Origin of the sequence: Flavobacterium frigoritolerans (genome assembly GCF_025847275.1) — a bacterium.
In the GTDB taxonomy this organism is placed as follows: domain Bacteria; phylum Bacteroidota; class Bacteroidia; order Flavobacteriales; family Flavobacteriaceae; genus Flavobacterium; species Flavobacterium frigoritolerans.
In genome coordinates this window covers 1-16,545 of record NZ_JAOZEV010000007.1, presented here as the reverse complement: position 1 = coordinate 16,545, position 16,545 = coordinate 1, and the positions used below count along the sequence as shown (strand labels likewise).

Annotated in this window: 15 protein-coding genes and 1 tRNA gene; 13 read left to right on the top strand and 3 right to left on the bottom strand. The window is 29.7% G+C overall.

Annotated elements, in window-relative coordinates; translation table 11 throughout:
- Positions 1 to 194: 194 nt before the first annotated feature.
- Positions 195 to 1,262, bottom strand: coding sequence for a 3-dehydroquinate synthase (gene aroB, locus OIU80_RS10760; RefSeq protein WP_264287011.1), 1,068 nt, complete (start codon positions 1,260 to 1,262; stop codon positions 195 to 197).
- 96 nt (positions 1,263 to 1,358) lie between these two features.
- Here aroB and OIU80_RS10755 point away from each other — a divergent pair, with 96 nt between their 5' ends.
- Positions 1,359 to 2,528, top strand: a complete 1,170-nt coding sequence (locus OIU80_RS10755) for a proline dehydrogenase family protein (RefSeq protein ID WP_264287010.1) — start codon at positions 1,359 to 1,361, stop codon at positions 2,526 to 2,528.
- 252 nt (positions 2,529 to 2,780) lie between these two features.
- On the opposite strand, the gene OIU80_RS10750 is transcribed toward OIU80_RS10755, so the two are convergent.
- Positions 2,781 to 4,568 (bottom strand): ABC transporter ATP-binding protein, encoded by a 1,788-nt coding sequence (locus OIU80_RS10750; RefSeq protein ID WP_264287009.1) that lies wholly within the window; start codon positions 4,566 to 4,568, stop codon positions 2,781 to 2,783.
- A gap of 200 nt (positions 4,569 to 4,768) precedes the next feature.
- On the opposite strand from OIU80_RS10750, the gene OIU80_RS10745 reads away from it, so the two are divergent.
- Positions 4,769 to 4,846: transfer RNA gene (locus OIU80_RS10745), tRNA-Val, on the top strand.
- A gap of 104 nt (positions 4,847 to 4,950) precedes the next feature.
- Here the strand turns inward: OIU80_RS10745 and OIU80_RS10740 are convergent.
- Positions 4,951 to 6,060 carry a serine hydrolase domain-containing protein gene (locus tag OIU80_RS10740; protein WP_264287008.1) on the bottom strand — a complete coding sequence of 370 codons (1,110 nt, stop codon included), beginning with the start codon at positions 6,058 to 6,060 and terminating at the stop codon, positions 4,951 to 4,953.
- Positions 6,061 to 6,334: 274 nt separating this feature from the next.
- Here OIU80_RS10740 and OIU80_RS10735 point away from each other — a divergent pair, with 274 nt between their 5' ends.
- The 11 genes from OIU80_RS10735 to OIU80_RS10685 form a co-directional block, all read left to right on the top strand.
- Entirely contained in the window at positions 6,335 to 7,498 is a 1,164-nt protein-coding gene (locus tag OIU80_RS10735; RefSeq protein WP_264287007.1) for a hypothetical protein, read from the top strand.
- A gap of 426 nt (positions 7,499 to 7,924) precedes the next feature.
- Positions 7,925 to 8,320 (top strand): type VI secretion system tube protein TssD, encoded by a 396-nt coding sequence (gene tssD, locus OIU80_RS10730; protein WP_264287006.1) that lies wholly within the window; start codon positions 7,925 to 7,927, stop codon positions 8,318 to 8,320.
- 219 nt (positions 8,321 to 8,539) lie between these two features.
- A complete protein-coding gene (locus tag OIU80_RS10725; protein WP_264287005.1) occupies positions 8,540 to 10,378 on the top strand; it encodes a type VI secretion system Vgr family protein in 1,839 nt (612 codons plus the stop codon).
- Positions 10,379 to 10,382: 4 nt separating this feature from the next.
- Positions 10,383 to 11,930 carry a hypothetical protein gene (locus tag OIU80_RS10720; RefSeq protein ID WP_264287004.1) on the top strand — a complete coding sequence of 516 codons (1,548 nt, stop codon included), beginning with the start codon at positions 10,383 to 10,385 and terminating at the stop codon, positions 11,928 to 11,930.
- Positions 11,931 to 11,941: 11 nt separating this feature from the next.
- On the top strand, positions 11,942 to 12,529 hold the full coding sequence (locus tag OIU80_RS10715) for a hypothetical protein (RefSeq protein WP_264287003.1): 588 nt from the start codon (positions 11,942 to 11,944) through the stop codon (positions 12,527 to 12,529).
- 21 nt (positions 12,530 to 12,550) lie between these two features.
- On the top strand, positions 12,551 to 12,985 hold the full coding sequence (locus OIU80_RS10710) for a meiotic nuclear division 1 family protein (protein ID WP_264287002.1): 435 nt from the start codon (positions 12,551 to 12,553) through the stop codon (positions 12,983 to 12,985).
- A gap of 14 nt (positions 12,986 to 12,999) precedes the next feature.
- Positions 13,000 to 13,581: a hypothetical protein gene (locus OIU80_RS10705; protein ID WP_264287001.1), complete on the top strand. Its 582-nt coding sequence runs from the start codon at positions 13,000 to 13,002 to the stop codon at positions 13,579 to 13,581.
- Between the two features lie 112 nt (positions 13,582 to 13,693).
- Positions 13,694 to 14,491: a hypothetical protein gene (locus tag OIU80_RS10700; protein WP_264287000.1), complete on the top strand. Its 798-nt coding sequence runs from the start codon at positions 13,694 to 13,696 to the stop codon at positions 14,489 to 14,491.
- A 10-nt stretch (positions 14,492 to 14,501) separates the two neighbouring features.
- Positions 14,502 to 15,101 carry a hypothetical protein gene (locus OIU80_RS10695; RefSeq protein ID WP_264286999.1) on the top strand — a complete coding sequence of 200 codons (600 nt, stop codon included), beginning with the start codon at positions 14,502 to 14,504 and terminating at the stop codon, positions 15,099 to 15,101.
- A gap of 3 nt (positions 15,102 to 15,104) precedes the next feature.
- Positions 15,105 to 15,695, top strand: a complete 591-nt coding sequence (locus OIU80_RS10690) for a hypothetical protein (protein ID WP_264286998.1) — start codon at positions 15,105 to 15,107, stop codon at positions 15,693 to 15,695.
- A gap of 80 nt (positions 15,696 to 15,775) precedes the next feature.
- Positions 15,776 to 16,545 (top strand): hypothetical protein (locus OIU80_RS10685; RefSeq protein WP_264286997.1); only part of this gene is annotated, 770 nt, incomplete at its 3' end.

Below are 16,545 nucleotides of genomic sequence, written 5' to 3'. Positions count from 1 at the left end.
CTGCTTTTGAGCATTGAAAGATATCAAAACAAAAGTTTCCTTTTATGTTATAAAAACGGTTCAATATCCTCAAGAATGAAGTATTGGCGTAGCTTCTGTGTGAGCTAAATTGTTTTTGTTTTTGATTTTTTTTCACGGTGCAAATGTAAAAAATATTATATACTTAAAGCAAAGCTTTTTTATTAAAAAATAAGTTAAGATTTGTAATCTTGAAAGGATTGAAGAATTAATTCATTTTCAACCGATTGATTGATCTTGATTTTTCCAATTCCTTCGATCAATGCAAACTGAATTAGCCCATATTCATTTTTTTTATCATGAATTAACAATTCTAAGATTGGTTCGATGTCATTTTCTTCAATAATGACATCGTCATAAATTGATTTTATAGCTGATTTTATCTGAGAATATTCCTCTTTAGTAAGTAAGTTTTTGTGTAATGAGATATAACTTTCGAGAATCATTCCAATAGCAATTGCTTCACCATGTAGTAATGTTTTCTTATTTTTATTCTCTAAAAAGTAACTTTCGATTGCATGTCCTAGTGTGTGTCCGAAATTTAAAGCCTTACGAATATGCTTTTCGGTAGGGTCTTGCATTACGATTTCATTTTTAATTTCTACAGAACGATATATCAATTCATCAAGGTCTGCAAAATCGATAGCTTTTAAATCTAAAAACTTTTCCCAATAGGCTGCATCGTAAATTAATCCATGTTTTAACATCTCAGCAAGACCAGAGCGCATTTCGCTTTGCGATAAAGTTTCTAAGTATTGTGTATCAATTAATACCATTTTTGGAACATTGATAACACCAATCTGGTTTTTGAGATTTCCTAAGTCAACACCATTTTTACCTCCTACAGAAGCATCGACCATAGATAATAAGGTAGTTGGTATGTGTATAAAATCGACCCCACGTTTAAATGTAGAAGCTACAAAACCACCTAAATCAGTAACAACACCACCGCCAAGGTTAATTATTAATGTTTTTCTGTCGGCACCAAGTTCAGTTAGTACTTTCCATATTTCAATACAAGTCTCAATATTTTTATTGATTTCACCCGATTCAAACTCGACAATCTCTATAGTAAGGTCAGTTTCTAATAATGGTAGAAATTTAGGTAAGCAATACTCATTTGTATCTGTATCTACAACGATAAATAAATTAGAATACTTGTTTTCCTTTAAATGATTATTTAAAGCTTCGTATGCATTTTCATTAAAATGAATAGGATAATTATTGGCGTGAATTGATTGCATGTTTTCTGTAGTTAATTGAAAGCGCAAAATAAGGCATTTTTAAGTAAATAATATTCAAACTCTCTCTATATTTGCACAAAAAAAAATCCCTAGATAATGGAAAAAATATTTAACAATACACAAGTTGCATTTTCGTTAAAAAGTGATACAGAACTTGATAGAGCTTATTTTCTTTTTAAAATGATTGCTAATCAACCTTTAGTTCGTATCGGAACAGCGGTTACTAATTTTGCATTAAAAGCAAACTTACCTGTAGAAAAATTAATTCGTGCCACAGTTTTCGACCATTTTTGTGGTGGAGTAAATGAGGATGATTGTATTACTGTTGTTGACAAAATGTACACCAAAGGTGTTTGTTCTGTATTAGATTATTCTGTAGAAGGGAAAGAAGAAGAGGCGCAATTTGACGCTGCTTTAAAAATGACTTTAAAAACAATTGAGTTTGCCAAAGAACGTGAAGCTATTCCGTTTGCGGTTTTTAAACCAACTGGTTTAGGTCGTTTTGAATTGTATGAGAAATTAGGTGAGAAACAAACTTTAAGCCCTGCTGAACAAACAGAGTGGAATAGAGTAGTAGAGCGTTTTGATATTGTGTGTAAGGAAGCTCATAAAAATGATGTGGCTTTACTTATTGATGGTGAAGAAAGTTGGATGCAAGATGCCGCAGATGATTTAGTTACCGAAATGATGCGTAAATACAATAAAGAGAAAGCAATTGTATTTAATACATTACAAATGTATCGTTGGGATCGTTTGGATTATTTAAAAAAATTACACGAACAAACTAAAGCTGAAGGTTTCTTTATAGGAATGAAATTAGTTCGTGGTGCTTACATGGAAAAAGAAAATAAAAGAGCTGAAGAGAAAAAATATGTTTCTCCAATCTGTGTTTCTAAAGAAGCTACTGATATTAATTACGATGCAGCAGTTTTATATATGTTAGAGCATTTAGATACAATGTCTATTTTTGCAGGAACACATAACGAAACGAGTTCTTATACTTTAATGCAATTAATGCAAGAAAGAGGGATTAAAAATAACGACCACAGAATTTGTTTTGGTCAGTTATATGGTATGAGTGATAACATTAGTTATAATCTGGCTGAAAATGGATATAATGTTGCTAAATACCTTCCGTTTGGACCTGTAAAAGATGTTATGCCTTACCTTATCCGTCGAGCGGAAGAAAATACTTCGGTTGCTGGACAAACTAATAGAGAATTAGAGCTTTTAAAAACTGAGCGTAAGAGAAGAAAAGGAGAGTAGGTTTTAATCCTAGTTTTCAGTTGTAGGCTGTAATCTCAGTTAATTATAAAAAAAAACTCCAATGAAAATTGGAGTTTTTTTTATGTCTTTTTATGACAATTAATTTTAAGTAGTAAATACTCTCAATCGTTGTTAAATTACTTGTATGGTTGCTTTACTAATTTTCTTGAGGCCTATTATCAGTGTTTTTACTTTAATAATAGGGTGTCATCTGCGTTATTGTTTATACAAGTTTGCTGATTGATTTTATATTTAAGAATTACTAAATTGTAAGTTGCTTAAGTTTTTATATGTTCCGTTTTCTAAAGTAATTAATTCCTGGTGTGTTCCTTGTTCAGAAATTATTCCATTATCAAGAACTAAGATTTGGTCGGCACTACGAATGGTTGATAAACGGTGTGCAATAATAATACTTGTTCTTCCTTGCATTAAAATCTCTAATGCTTCCTGTACTAATTTTTCGCTTTCGCTATCTAATGATGATGTTGCTTCATCAAGAATTAAAATACTTGGGTTTTTAAGTAATGCACGTGCAATTGCTATACGCTGACGCTGTCCGCCAGAAAGTTTAATTCCTCTTTCTCCAACCAACGTGTCGAATTTTTCAGGGAATCCTTCAATAAAATTAAATGCATTGGCTTGTTTGGCTGCCAGTAAAATTTCTTCTTCTGTAGCATCTGGTTTACCGTAGGCGATATTCTCTCTAATGGTTCCTCCAAACAAAATTACATCTTGGGGAACAATACTCATGTTTCCTCTTAGATTTTCCAAATCATAATCATAGATATTTTTTCCGTCTATAATGATTTCTCCTGCATCGATATCATAAAATCGTAATAATAAAGAAGAGATTGTCGATTTTCCGGCTCCACTTGGTCCTACGATTGCAATTTTTTGACCAAATTTGGCAGTGAAATTGACGTCTTTTAGCACCATAATTTCTGTTCTTGACGGATAACTGAATTGTACATTCTTGAAAGTTACATTTCCTTGTATTTTTTCAATAGTCGTTGAATTTTGGTGTGAGTTTATTTTCTCAGGATGCTCATCTAATAATTCAAAAACACGCTCGGTTGCACCAATTGCTTTTTGTATTTGTGCATATAATTCGGCGATTCCACCAAAAGAAGCTCCAACAAAAGTAGAGTAGAGTACAAACGAAATTAATTGTCCTACGCTCATTTCGCCGGCAATACTTAATCGTACACCATACCAAACTACAGCTACGATTGCTCCAAATAAACAGAATATAATAAACGAAGCAAAGTAACCACTGTATTTACCTCCTTTGATAGCTAGTTTTACTACTTCTTTAATTTTTCCGTCATAACGTGCAATTTCGTACCATTCATTAGCAAAAGCCTTTACGATGCTAATTCCTTGCATTGTTTCTTCAACAATTACCTGACTTTCGGCAACCTGATCTTGCACTTTTTTTGAATATTTACGAATGAAACGTCCAAAAATAACTGCTGCAACTGCTACAAGCGGAACTACAGATAACATTAATAAGGTCAGTTTTAAACTTTCGGTAGCTAATAAAATAACTCCTCCTATAATTAGTATAAACTGACGTAAGAATTCTGCAATTGTAGATGTTAAGGTATCTTGTATCTGAGTAATATCAGCACTGATTCGGCTATTTAATTCTCCTACACGTTTTTGAGAAAAGAAAGACATGGGTAATTTTACCAAATTACTGTAAAGCGCCGAACGAAGATTTGCCAGTGTGTTTTCGGTGAAATTTACAAACAATGATAATCTAAAGAAAGAACAGATAGATTGTAAAAAAAGAATAACAACCAGTCCAAGCGCAATCATATTAGCTTCGGAGTTGTCTTTGTTCTTAACACAATCTATTAGCATTCCCATTAACTTAGGAAAAGCCAATGCAGTTGCTCCTGTAAAGAGCAAAAATACCAATCCAACATAAAATTTCCATTGGTGATTTCCTGCGTATTTAAAAATTATTGTTGCTTTATTGAGTGAAGTAGCGGTTATTTTTGATTTAGGTAAATCATTTTCGTTGTATCTTGCCATTGTATAATATATATAAATACAAATGTATGACTATAGTGAGTTATTACAAAAGAATTATATCATTTCGTGAAGTAATTAAAGTGTTGTAAAAGAGCTTTGTAAAAAAAACTTTAAATTTATTTTAAAAAAAGTCTTGCTAATACGAATTCTAGCTGTATATTTGCACTCGCAATCGGGTTAAGAAATTAATTAATTGTTAAGGGCGATTAGCTCAGCTGGTTCAGAGCACCTCGTTTACACCGAGGGGGTCGGGGGTTCGAACCCCTCATCGCCCACCAAGAAACTCCATTAGAAATAATGGAGTTTTTTTATGTCTTTTTTTGAAATATTTTTTGGTACAAATAGGAAAATTTTGAAATTCTTCGGGATCATGTTCAAAAGTTCAATTACCTACATCATCAACGTATAATTTTGCTATTTTTTCAATGATTTCTTCTATTGAGATACCTGTAAGATTTGTAAAAAGGATTATTGCAAGATTATCTTTGGGATAAATAATGAAAGCTGCACGACCGCCGCCAACGGAGGCAACTGCAGAATGGTTTTGTCGAGTAATTACTGGCCAGCCTAAAGCATATGCATTTAAAAGCCCGCCAAGACCATCATAAGATCCATTATTCATTTTTACAGGCTCCCAAATGGTATTAATATTTTCATTTTTTTTAAGAAGCTTACCCAATCGCAGTCCGATTATCCATTTTGCCATTTCTTCAGCTGTTGTAAATGCCCCAGCATCGGTTATCATTTTTGATGGAAATTCTTCATATACCTCCTTTAATTTGGCTTCTTTGATATATTCTCCCGTTATTTTATCCTGATTATAATAGGTATAAGTCGGACATTTGTTCTCAATTACATCATAAGAATTGCCATAGTATATTTGCTTCATTAGTAATACATCAAACTGATTTCTGCGGACAAACTTTTCAAATGTGGTACCACTGTATTTTTCAATAATGCGTTGTAAAATATAGTAGTTGGTGGCATTATAATTAAACTTTTCTCCAACTTCGGATTGTAATGGCAATTTTTGAACCTTTAGCCATGCTGAATCTTGGCCCATATCTCCAATAAGACCTTTTTCATCCTCAATATCAGGAAGCCCAGATGTGTGGCTCATCAATTGTTTAATTGTTATTTTTTTCCAATTTTCAGGAATAGAATCTATATAATGGTAAATTTGGTCATTAATATTGAGTTTATTTTGCTCTTGTAATTGCATTATAGCAACTGAGGTAAAAACTTTAGAAATAGAATTTATTGAAAAGACGGTATTTGTTTTCACTGGTATTGAAAATGGTAAGTAAGCAATTCCAAGAGCTTCGGATAATACAATTTTATTATCTCTAAGTATGACAAGCTGACAACCTGGAATTTTTTTTTCCTCCATTTCCTTTTTGAGATAATTAATAACTTCACTCTTTTTATGTTGAGATAAAACGAGATTAGAAGTAAAAATTGATAGCAGTAAAATAAAAATTTTAATTCTCATTAGAATGTTAAGTTTCTCAAAGTTAAATATATAAAATTATATCAGCTATAAAATTTATTTAATCCAGTAAAATTGTAATATGCTTGCTTCATAAATAATATTTAGAAATAATGGAGTTTTTTATGTCTTTTTTTGAAATTCTTGTTGTTAAAAAAAACTTTCATGCAAATTTTAGAATAGTCCACAAAATAGTAAGTAAATCTTATCTTTATCAGAATTATATACAAGTGCGCAGTAATTTTGCCTCCGAAAGCTTAAAATTGATCAAAAAAATATGAAAAAAATAATTTATTCCTTGATTATTAGTGCACTTTTGATGTTATTATTTTTAGACAGATGTACGACCTATAATATATCAACAAATGATTTTTTTAAGCCAAAAGGTTATAAAAATTTTAAAAGCCTAATAGAAAAACCGCAATCTAAAAATTATGAAATTTTACCAGTGAATGGTACTTTTCCAATATTGTTTGATAGTATTAATAATGATTATTACGTTTCTAATAATAAAGGTTTAACAAAATATAATTATTTAGGAAATATTATTATATCAGATGATTTAGCAAAAGAAAAATATACATCTGTTTTTGATTTTGCAAATTTTATACCGTATGTATTTGCGGAAAATGGAGTGTATGATTTTTCAGGAAAGAAGCTGGTTTATACTAAGTTTTTGCAAATACTAAATTTTAAAAATGAAATTAAGGATAGTGATTTTAAAATACTTTTTGAGAAATATTACAAAGATGCTGAAATGGTAGTTTATGACACCAATAGGAATTTTGACTATCTAGCTGACAATTATCCAATGTATTTTAAAATAAAAAATAATTGGATTTTATTATTCTCACAAAAAGGAGATTATAGGTTTACGCATTCTGGAAGTAACAAATTAGAAAATGATACCATTGGTCAGATTGATTTTTTAAATTTTCCCGCAAAATTTGCTGACAAAAGGTTAATTGTTTTAAAAAACCAAAAAAACGGAATTTATTCTACCAAACAGATTGGCGAAAAAATAGATGATAATTATCTAAAAATGTATTATACACAACTGTTAAAGGAGCAAAAGTTTGATTACCAAAGTTCAAATTCAATCGAATTGCTTTCTCGCAAAAAAGACGAGTATTATTTTACAGGAGGTTACTTTGATTTTCCAGATTGGGTTTTTCCATCTTTTATTAACACAGCTTACTATCAAGTTGCTTATAACAACGAAAGTTTGTTTTTCAAAGAGAAGGCAGTAAAGTATTTTAAGGATTCCAAATGTAAAAACGACTTATATTTATATGAATTGCCCAAGCATTTGAGAACAAAATCAAAAGTAGCTTTTTTAGATTATACTATTAATATTGGTGGTTATATGAACGATAGCACAGGTGTTGTTGAGCCTATCATAAAAAATGGAGGATTGTATATTTTGAGACAAAAAAACTAACGCTAAATATTCCTATCAAGTGTTCGATTGTAATCCCTGACAATGCACCAAGAAACTCCTTAAGAAATTAAGGAGTTTTTTTTATATGTCTTTATTTTTTAAATACTTGTGATTTAATAAAAATGGATTAGATGTAGAAGCTACAATTACAAAAGAAGATTACATATCGTGTTTTTTGAATTCACTCATTATATTTTTTATGAAAAATAGTGTTAATTTATTTAAATATGTAATTTGTATTTGTATATTCGTACAAAAATGATTTATAATACCTTTATCTTCCTATAAGAAGTAAGTCAAAAAGTACATTGTACATTAAGGAGTATTCTAAAATCAGTTAGAATCCTCCTTTTTCTGTTTATACTAGTCAAACAACAAAAGGAGATTCTATAAAAAACAATTTTTAACAATTTAATTATTTTTATTATGGCATTTAAAGCAATTTTAGAATTCGAAGGAAACGATTACCAAGTATTATTCTCAAAAGTAGAGATGATAAGACATACTGATGGTAAAGGGGCTGTTTCATCAGAAATTAAAGGAGGCAGATTAAACTTAAAAGTAAAATCTACAGACAATACTACAGTTATTGAACAGGCAGTAAACAGTCAGCATAAACCAGTAAGCGGAAAAGTAAAGTTTTTTAAAGCTGATTCAGAACAAGTGATGAAAGAACTTTCTTTTGAGAATGCTTTTATTGTTTTTTTCAGCGAGCAATTAGATGCTTTGGCAGAAACTCCAATGGTAACGGAGATCACTTTCTCGGCAGAGAAAATCACATTAGGTAATGCGGTATTAGATAACAATTGGGCTAAAATCTAATTTTTCTCCATTGACAAGAAGCGGTAATGTATCGCTTCTTGTTTCTTTATTATAGAATCTCTTCAAAAAAACATTAAATAAGGTATCAGTTCTATTTTTCAGAACATGATATTTTTAGCTTAAAATCGAATTCGCCATAAGAACTTTAGAAAAAAGGACTTTAAACTATAATCTCTTTAAGTTAAAATTTAAAAAAATGAATTTAAAACTAGACATATTATGGTCATTCCTAAAATAATATTTGGTATTGATAGAAAACAAATATCACATTTCACGACTATCGAGTTGCACCAAACGATTAATAACCACCATCATTTTAAAATAAGTGTTCCACATTCTGTGGTCGAAAAACCAAGAGCATACACCATAGAAAGTGCTCAAAAATGGTTGGGAGGTGTTTTGCACATTGCCTTTGAAAATAACAATAATTTTTTAGGAATAGTAACCAATATTCAATATGCCCAAAAATTAGGACATGTGGGAAGTCAAATTATTATTTCGGGTTATTCTAAAACTATTCTTCTTGAATCTGGATCAAAACTCAACTCTTGGGAAGATACCAATTTGCAAGATATCATTGAAGAAGTGATAAAAACAGCAACAGGTGAACAATTGCAAAATGCCATCAAACCTGAGTTTGCCAGCAATTTAGACTATCAAACGCAATATCTCGAAACTGATTTTCAATTCATACAACGCTTGGCTAAACAATACAACGAATGGTTGTATTATGATGGAGAAAAACTGTTTTTTGGTAAGCCAGATGCCAGTATGGAATTTACAAAATTAGTTTACAACAAAGATCTTTCTAACTTAAACATTTCTATTCAGGCAATTCCCAACCAGTTTGGAGCATTTACTTATAACGAAGATGCAAACAAATTGTACCAAGCCAAGACTAAAGACCAAATAGAAGGATTTCCAAGATTAGGTACTGATGCTATAACCGCTTCTCAAAAACTATATGCTACATCATCATTAGAATATGGCAGAATTGCTACTGGTGACGATATGTATTTGCAAACCATATTGCAAAATCGTCAGCAAAGTGCAGCAGCAGAATCTAATTTTATAACAGCCACTAGTCGAAACAGAAGCTTACGAATAGGCATGAGCATAAGCATAGATGCCATGCAGGTAAAAGACAAATTTGCTGCATTTACCAGCGGACAAGATATTAATAAAATAAACTACGAAACCAACGAAGTAGGTATCTATATCATCACCGAAATAACACATAAAGCCAGCGATATAGGCGAGTACGAAAATAGTTTTAAAGCCTTGCCTGCCAAAATACGCAAGTTACCAGAGCCAAATATTACCTTTCCTATAGCCCAAATGCAACAGGCAGAAGTAGTAGCCAATGATGATCCAAAAGGGCAAGGCAGAATACGTGTAAAAATGTTATGGCAAGCCACTAAACAACAACGTACTCCATGGTTACGAGTAATGACTCCCGATGCAGGAACCAGTGATGAGGTTACCACCAACCGAGGTATAGTTTTTATCCCTGAAGTAGGAGACCACGTTATGCTTGGTTTTCGCTACAACGATCCTAACCGTCCTTTTGTAATTGGAAGTTTGTTTAATGGTAAAACCGGTACAGGCGGACAAGTTAACAATAAAATTAAAGGCATTCATACCCGCACAGGAAGCGAGTTTACTTTTGATGAAGGGGATTCGAGTATTTTAATAAAAGACCCTTCAGGAAACAAGTGGTTTATGGATGGTGATGGGAATATTGATGTTGCGGCGCCAAAAAACATTAGGATGAATGCTGGTGAAAGTATAATTATGTCTGCAGGACAAAATATTGTGACTAATGCACAAAAAGATGTAAATATTATTGCAGGAGAAAGCATTATAGAAACTGCAAGTGAAAATTATAATCTTACAGCAAGTAATATTATAGAGAACGCGCTGATAGATAAAAATTGTAAAGCTAAAAACATTACTGAAAACATGAAGAAAGGTATATACACAAGTACTAAAGAATCTATAAATATGGAAAGTGCTGATGAGGTAAATATTGATAGCGGCAAAGAGGTAAAAATATAGTAATATGATAGGAGAAAGCGGAAATATAATACGAAACATATTTGGAACATCTTATAAGGAAGCAGAGTCTATTACAATAAATGCTTCTGAAGGACCATTGAGTTTTAAATCTCCAAAAGAGATTACTTTTCATGGAAAAAATGGTGGAAAAAAGTTTGGGGATTATGTGGTAAAAGAAGAGGAAGAACAAGAAATTACTTTTTCGGGCTGGTGGAGTCCTGATTATGATGGAACGCGAAATTTAGAACGAGATAGCATAAATCCTAAAGCATATTTAGAAGAAACGGTTTACTTTCAATTAAATGTAAGCAATCATATTCCTTTGGGAACAAATATTACATTTCAGCTTTGGGATAAAGATACCCCTTTTAAATCCTCACCCAATTTTGACGACAACAAATTCGATGGCGAAAAGGTTTTTAGAGATGCTGTTGTTAGAGAAGTAAACGGAAAACACCGAATAACAATAGAATTATTCTTGAGTCCAAAGTGGCATAATGATATCATTAAAGATAAAAAATTAAGTTACAATTTACATTTAGAATTTTATTGGACCTGGAAATACAATAATCAAAAGTGGAACTCTGTGAATAACCTACTACATGTCTATCCTTCGAAAACTACTTTGTTTATAAAGCCGGCATACGAAGGCTATGGCTTTCCAGAGATTAGAACTGCCGATGGTGATATTATAGTATTCTCGGCAGGAATAGTAGCTACAGAAGAACCTTCGAAAGAATTAGAAGAAGCGATGGAAACAATTCTTGACGATATAAAAGCTAATGCAATGCGTGAGTTACGAGAAAAAATGGTAAAGTATAGTGATAAACTACGATACACATTAGCTGTGAAGCAACTTAAAAAAGGGCATTTGGCAAATAATATGGGTAAAATAGAGTTTAGCCGTAGAATATATACTCAACCTGTTTTTGATAATAGTGGCAAAGTGTATGAAATTACCAAAGCTGCCAATTTTGGCTATAAAAAAGATGGAAAACTTGTAACGACCAAAGGAATTAGCCAATTGGATTATTTTAGAGAAGTTGGAATTCGCAATACTATTTTAAAAGGAGCCGAAAAATTATCTTGGGTTTTACAAATTCTCGATGTACTAAAATTTGATGTAGACGAAAAAGCAGATACCATTATAACAGCATTTGTACCATTAGATTTTTTAAATGCAATGGTTTACCCAAGTATTAGAGAACCAATAGTAAGAATTTGGGATGACTTAGTAGTAGATGCAGTAGAAAAAGCAAAAGATAATGGTATTCGTGGGATACGTAATTTAGTAACTTCTAACTGGTTTAATAGAGATAGATACGGAGACTATCAATGTACAGAAATAAACCAAGAAATACTCGACAAACTGTTAAAAAAAGAAATTAAAACTTTAAAAGAATTAGAAAATAATCAAATAAATTTAAGAGTATCAATGAATAGCTATGAATATGAAAATAGCTTAATTTATACTGTTCTTTATTATACAAAAATAAACGAGGATACAGATCAATACATAACTTATATTGATTCAGTTTTTATAAAACATTAATAAATAAAAAAATGAAATACACTTATATATTAATATTCTTATTATTAATCGCTTGTAACTCAAAAGCCCCTATTGAAGTTAAACAAATTGTTTCTAACGAAATTGTAACTCTTGAAGATAACTATAAAGATCGTAGTTTAATAAAAGATAGTATTCGTATAAGTATTCCTTTAGAATTTGAAATAACAATAAACTCTTCTGTTGGTTACATAGCCTGGCATTATAATGTTAATGGTAAAATTCTAAACGAAAGCCGTTTTGATTATCAGGTTTATGACAAACAAAACAAAACAAAACAAATACGCCAATTAGATTTTAAAGAAACAGTAAATAATAATCCTATTAGTATTATTCTTAAAGAAAGAAATCATTTAATTTCTAAAAAAGATGCTCAGGAATTATTAAAAAAATACAATATCAACAGGTCTTTAGATAATTTAAATCCAAAGGATACCATAAAACTAACAACCTATGATAAATTTAGAATAGAAAATAAAGAAATGATTAATGATTTTAATAAAATTAATGATTCAATAAAATTTAGAGTAATGAAAGGCGATGGAAGTTTTTTTTATATAGATAAAAAAATCAACTGGTAGTTTATAGTAAAAATGACACCAATGCTTAGTAGCAACGAAAAGATTAACATGCCTTCGTTATCTACTTTTGTTGGTTTTATACCTCAATTACAAGTAATTGCTTTTGGTGTAGAAGCAATTGGGTGGATGGTAAAAGAATCTCTTAAGGAATCGAAAGAAGTTGTAGATGAAAGTATGTGGGCAGATTGGCAAAATGTTAAATGTAAAGGATTAAAATATGCTCAAGATTTTATACAGAGTTCTTGGACAAGGGAAAAATTATTCCGTAGTTTCTCCATCAGTAAAAATACATTAGATAGTCTTTTAAAAGGAAAGATTAAAACGTTTAGAGAATTCACTAATTTAAACAACGAAGATAGAACTGATAAAGATTACACAGTTATTTGTTATGATTTATTAGATGAAAATACTAAAAAGACATTAACTATAATAGATAGTGTTTTTATAAACGATTAATATTACTCCACAACATGAAAAAAACATTTTTTATTTTAATACCCTTAATTTTAGTATCATGCCAACCAAAAATAATATTGGCAGTAGATCAAGTTAGTTCAGATGAAAAAGTTCAACTTTATAAAGACATAAGAAACTCGAATAATGACAGTATTAATATTAGTATTCCTTTAGAATATAAATTAATAAAAGAAAAAAAAGACCTATATAGCTTCGGGGTTATATTTGTTTCTAACAAAAAGGATTTAGAAGAATTTAAGGATTTTAGAGTTTTTAGTAAAGCAAATCATAAATTAATTTATGCTACAGTAGAACTAGATCCCAATGAAATACCAGATCATTTATTAATAACAGAAAATGATATAAGAATATCTAAAGTACAGGCTCAGAAATTATTAATAAAATACAAAATTAATAAAGATATTTCCGAGATAAAAGATTCAGATACCATAACTTTAATTTCTTATAACGAATTCAAGAAGGATAATCCAAGTATTATAAAAGAACTAAATAAAATAAATGATTCTATAATTTTTAGAGTAAGAGATTGGAAAACAAAAAAAACTTTACTAATTGCAAAAAAAATTAATTGGTAATTTATGATAAAACAATGGATTTCCAGAGATTAGAACTGCCGATGGAGATATTATAGTATTCTCAGCAGGAATATTAGCTACAGAAGAACCTTCGAAAGAATTAGAAGAAGCGATGGAAACAATTCTTGACGATATAAAAGCTAATGCAATGCGTGAGTTACGAGAGAAAATGGTAAAGTATAGTGATAAACTACGATACACATTAGCTGTAAAGCAACTTAAAAAAGGGCATTTGGCAAATAATATGGGTAAAATAGAGTTTAGCCGTAGAATATATACTCAACCTGTTTTTGATAATAGTGGCAAAGTGTATGAAATTACCAAAGCTGCCAATTTTGGCTATAAAAAAGATGGAAAACTTGTAACGACCAAAGGAATTAGCCAATTGGATTATTTTAGAGAAGTTGGAATTCGCAATACTATTTTAAAAGGAGCCGAAAAATTATCTTGGGTTTTGCAAATTCTCGATGTACTAAAATTTGATGTAGACGAAAAAGCAGATACCATTATAACAGCATTTGTACCATTAGATTTTTTAAATGCAATGGTTTACCCAAGTATTAGAGAACCAATAGTAAGAATTTGGGATAATGTTGTTTACGAACAAGCAGAAAGAGCCAAAGATAAAGGGATTGCTGGAATTAATGATTTTTTGCAAACTAGCGGAGGAAAAGATGAAAGATACAAATATGCTATTACAAAAATTAGCCAAGAAATTTTGAATAGAATATTAAAAGGAGAATTTAAAACTTTAAAGGAATTAAGAAACAATCAAGCCAAATTAAGAGAAATGACTGATAATTATGAATACCAAACTAAATTAATTTATACAATTTTTCATCATGAAAAACATCAAGAAGGAAACGAAGAAAATTTAGTATTAATAGATACCATTTTTACAAATCTGTAAATTTAAAGCTATGAAAAAAATACTTATTTATTTTGTTACTAACTTATTATTAATTTCTTGTCAATCAAAAGACCCCATCTTGGTTAAACAAATTATTTCTAATGAAATGGTAACCATTAAACCTGATTATCAAAATCTTTTGACAAAAGATAGTGTTCCTATTACTATTCCTATAGAGTTCGAAATAACTCAGAATTCGTCAAATCTAAAATCCTTTGATTTATATTTTATCTTAATTAACAACAAACGATTGCTAGATGACATTTCTGATTATCAAGTTTATGGCATACAAAACAAAACAAAGTCTATTTATTTTTCAGTAGATTCAGAACAATTATCATCTCAAAAAACATTTAAAATTATAGTAAAAATAAGAAGACAAATGATTTCAAGAAAAGATGCAGAAGAACTCTTAAAAAAATACAATATTAATCAATCATTAGATTATTTAAAACCTAAAGACACTATAAAACTGACAACATCTAACAGATTTAGAAAAGAAAATAGTTCAATAATAAATAACTTGAATAAAATTAATGATTCAATAGTATTTAGCGTATTGTTAGAAGGGGGTAAAAAGAAAGCTATAAAAGAAAAAATTAATTGGTAAAATATGAAACATAATTTTTGCTACATTTTAATCTCTTTATTTTTAATTTCTTGTAACTCAAAAGCCCCTATTGAAGTTAAACAAATTGTTTCTAACGAAATTGTAACAATTCTTCCAAGTTTAAAAAATCCATCTATTAAAGACAGTATTGTTATATCGATACCAACAGAATTTGAAATAATTATAAATTATTCAGTTAGCTATATAGCTTGGCACTATAGTATAGATGGGAAAATTCTATGGGATGATTTTGTTGAATATCAAGTTTATAATAAACAAAACAAAACAAAGCCTATACATCAATTAAATTTCAATGAAGCATTAAATGATAAATCAATTAACATTATCATAAAAGAAAGAAATCATTTAATTTCAAAAAAAAATGCTCAGGAGTTATTAAAAAAATACGATATCAACAGGTCTTTGGATAATTTAAAATTTAAAGACACCATAAAATTAACAACCTATGATAAATTTAGAATAGAAAATAAAGAAATGATTAATGATTTTAATAAAATTAATGATTCAATAAAATTTAGAGTAATGAAAGGCGATGGAAGTTTTTTTTATATAGATAAAAAAATCAACTGGTAAGTAAGAGTAGAACTAAATACGTATTACGATGTAGTTGATTGTATAAAAAAAGAGAATATAACATATAAGTTCACATAAAAATGACTTTTGAAATAACTCATAAAATAAACACAATAGTTAATGATAATGTAAAAGAAATTCAAACTTCTTTTGATGTTGAGTTTCTTGCTTTAGAAAAAAAATCAGATTTTAATACCTACGAAATTAGTAAGACAAAAGCTCTTAATACTCCTAGTGATGAAAATACCTATTTGACATTTCTAGAAAATTTAGATCAGCTTACCTATCCAATTAAAATTCAAACAACGAGTCAAGGAGAATTTGTTAAGATGGTTGAATATAAAAAATGGCTTGAAAGATGGGAAGAAAACATTGCCATTCTGATGGAAGAATACAAGGGGAGCGAAAATGCCAATGACATATTAGAAAAATTTAATCTAAATGTATATGATGAAGAAACTTTTATCCAAAATAAGTTTAAAGAAACTTTTTGGAATTTAATTTTTTTAAATCCAAAAATTGATAATGGGCAGCAACCCAATAATACAGTAATTAATTGGTATATAAAATCTATTGGAAGTTTAGAGTGTATTGGAAAGACAAAATTTATTCAATCTGACACTGGCGAATCTTTACTGTGTTTTGAGTCGCAAGATATAGTAAATGAAGAATGTACCGAAAGGATAAATTTTATAACAAATAATAAAGCTAATCAAAATCAGTATGTGACAAACCTAAAAGTAATTACGGCTTTAGAAGAATCCTACCGAAAGATACAATACAAAAGTGCCGTTTTTGAAATTCAAACAGATACTTTATTTCATTATAAAGAAGAAACAATTTTAAAGAT

Coding starts and splice junctions, on each gene's coding strand:
- aroB (WP_264287011.1), bottom strand. CDS start 1,262: ATGCAATCAATTCACGCCAATAATTATCCTATTCATTTTAATGAAAAT.
- OIU80_RS10755 (WP_264287010.1), top strand. CDS start 1,359: ATGGAAAAAATATTTAACAATACACAAGTTGCATTTTCGTTAAAAAGT.
- OIU80_RS10750 (WP_264287009.1), bottom strand. CDS start 4,568: ATGGCAAGATACAACGAAAATGATTTACCTAAATCAAAAATAACCGCT.
- OIU80_RS10740 (WP_264287008.1), bottom strand. CDS start 6,060: ATGAGAATTAAAATTTTTATTTTACTGCTATCAATTTTTACTTCTAAT.
- OIU80_RS10735 (WP_264287007.1), top strand. CDS start 6,335: ATGAAAAAAATAATTTATTCCTTGATTATTAGTGCACTTTTGATGTTA.
- tssD (WP_264287006.1), top strand. CDS start 7,925: ATGGCATTTAAAGCAATTTTAGAATTCGAAGGAAACGATTACCAAGTA.
- OIU80_RS10725 (WP_264287005.1), top strand. CDS start 8,540: ATGGTCATTCCTAAAATAATATTTGGTATTGATAGAAAACAAATATCA.
- OIU80_RS10720 (WP_264287004.1), top strand. CDS start 10,383: ATGATAGGAGAAAGCGGAAATATAATACGAAACATATTTGGAACATCT.
- OIU80_RS10715 (WP_264287003.1), top strand. CDS start 11,942: ATGAAATACACTTATATATTAATATTCTTATTATTAATCGCTTGTAAC.
- OIU80_RS10710 (WP_264287002.1), top strand. CDS start 12,551: ATGCTTAGTAGCAACGAAAAGATTAACATGCCTTCGTTATCTACTTTT.
- OIU80_RS10705 (WP_264287001.1), top strand. CDS start 13,000: ATGAAAAAAACATTTTTTATTTTAATACCCTTAATTTTAGTATCATGC.
- OIU80_RS10700 (WP_264287000.1), top strand. CDS start 13,694: ATGGAAACAATTCTTGACGATATAAAAGCTAATGCAATGCGTGAGTTA.
- OIU80_RS10695 (WP_264286999.1), top strand. CDS start 14,502: ATGAAAAAAATACTTATTTATTTTGTTACTAACTTATTATTAATTTCT.
- OIU80_RS10690 (WP_264286998.1), top strand. CDS start 15,105: ATGAAACATAATTTTTGCTACATTTTAATCTCTTTATTTTTAATTTCT.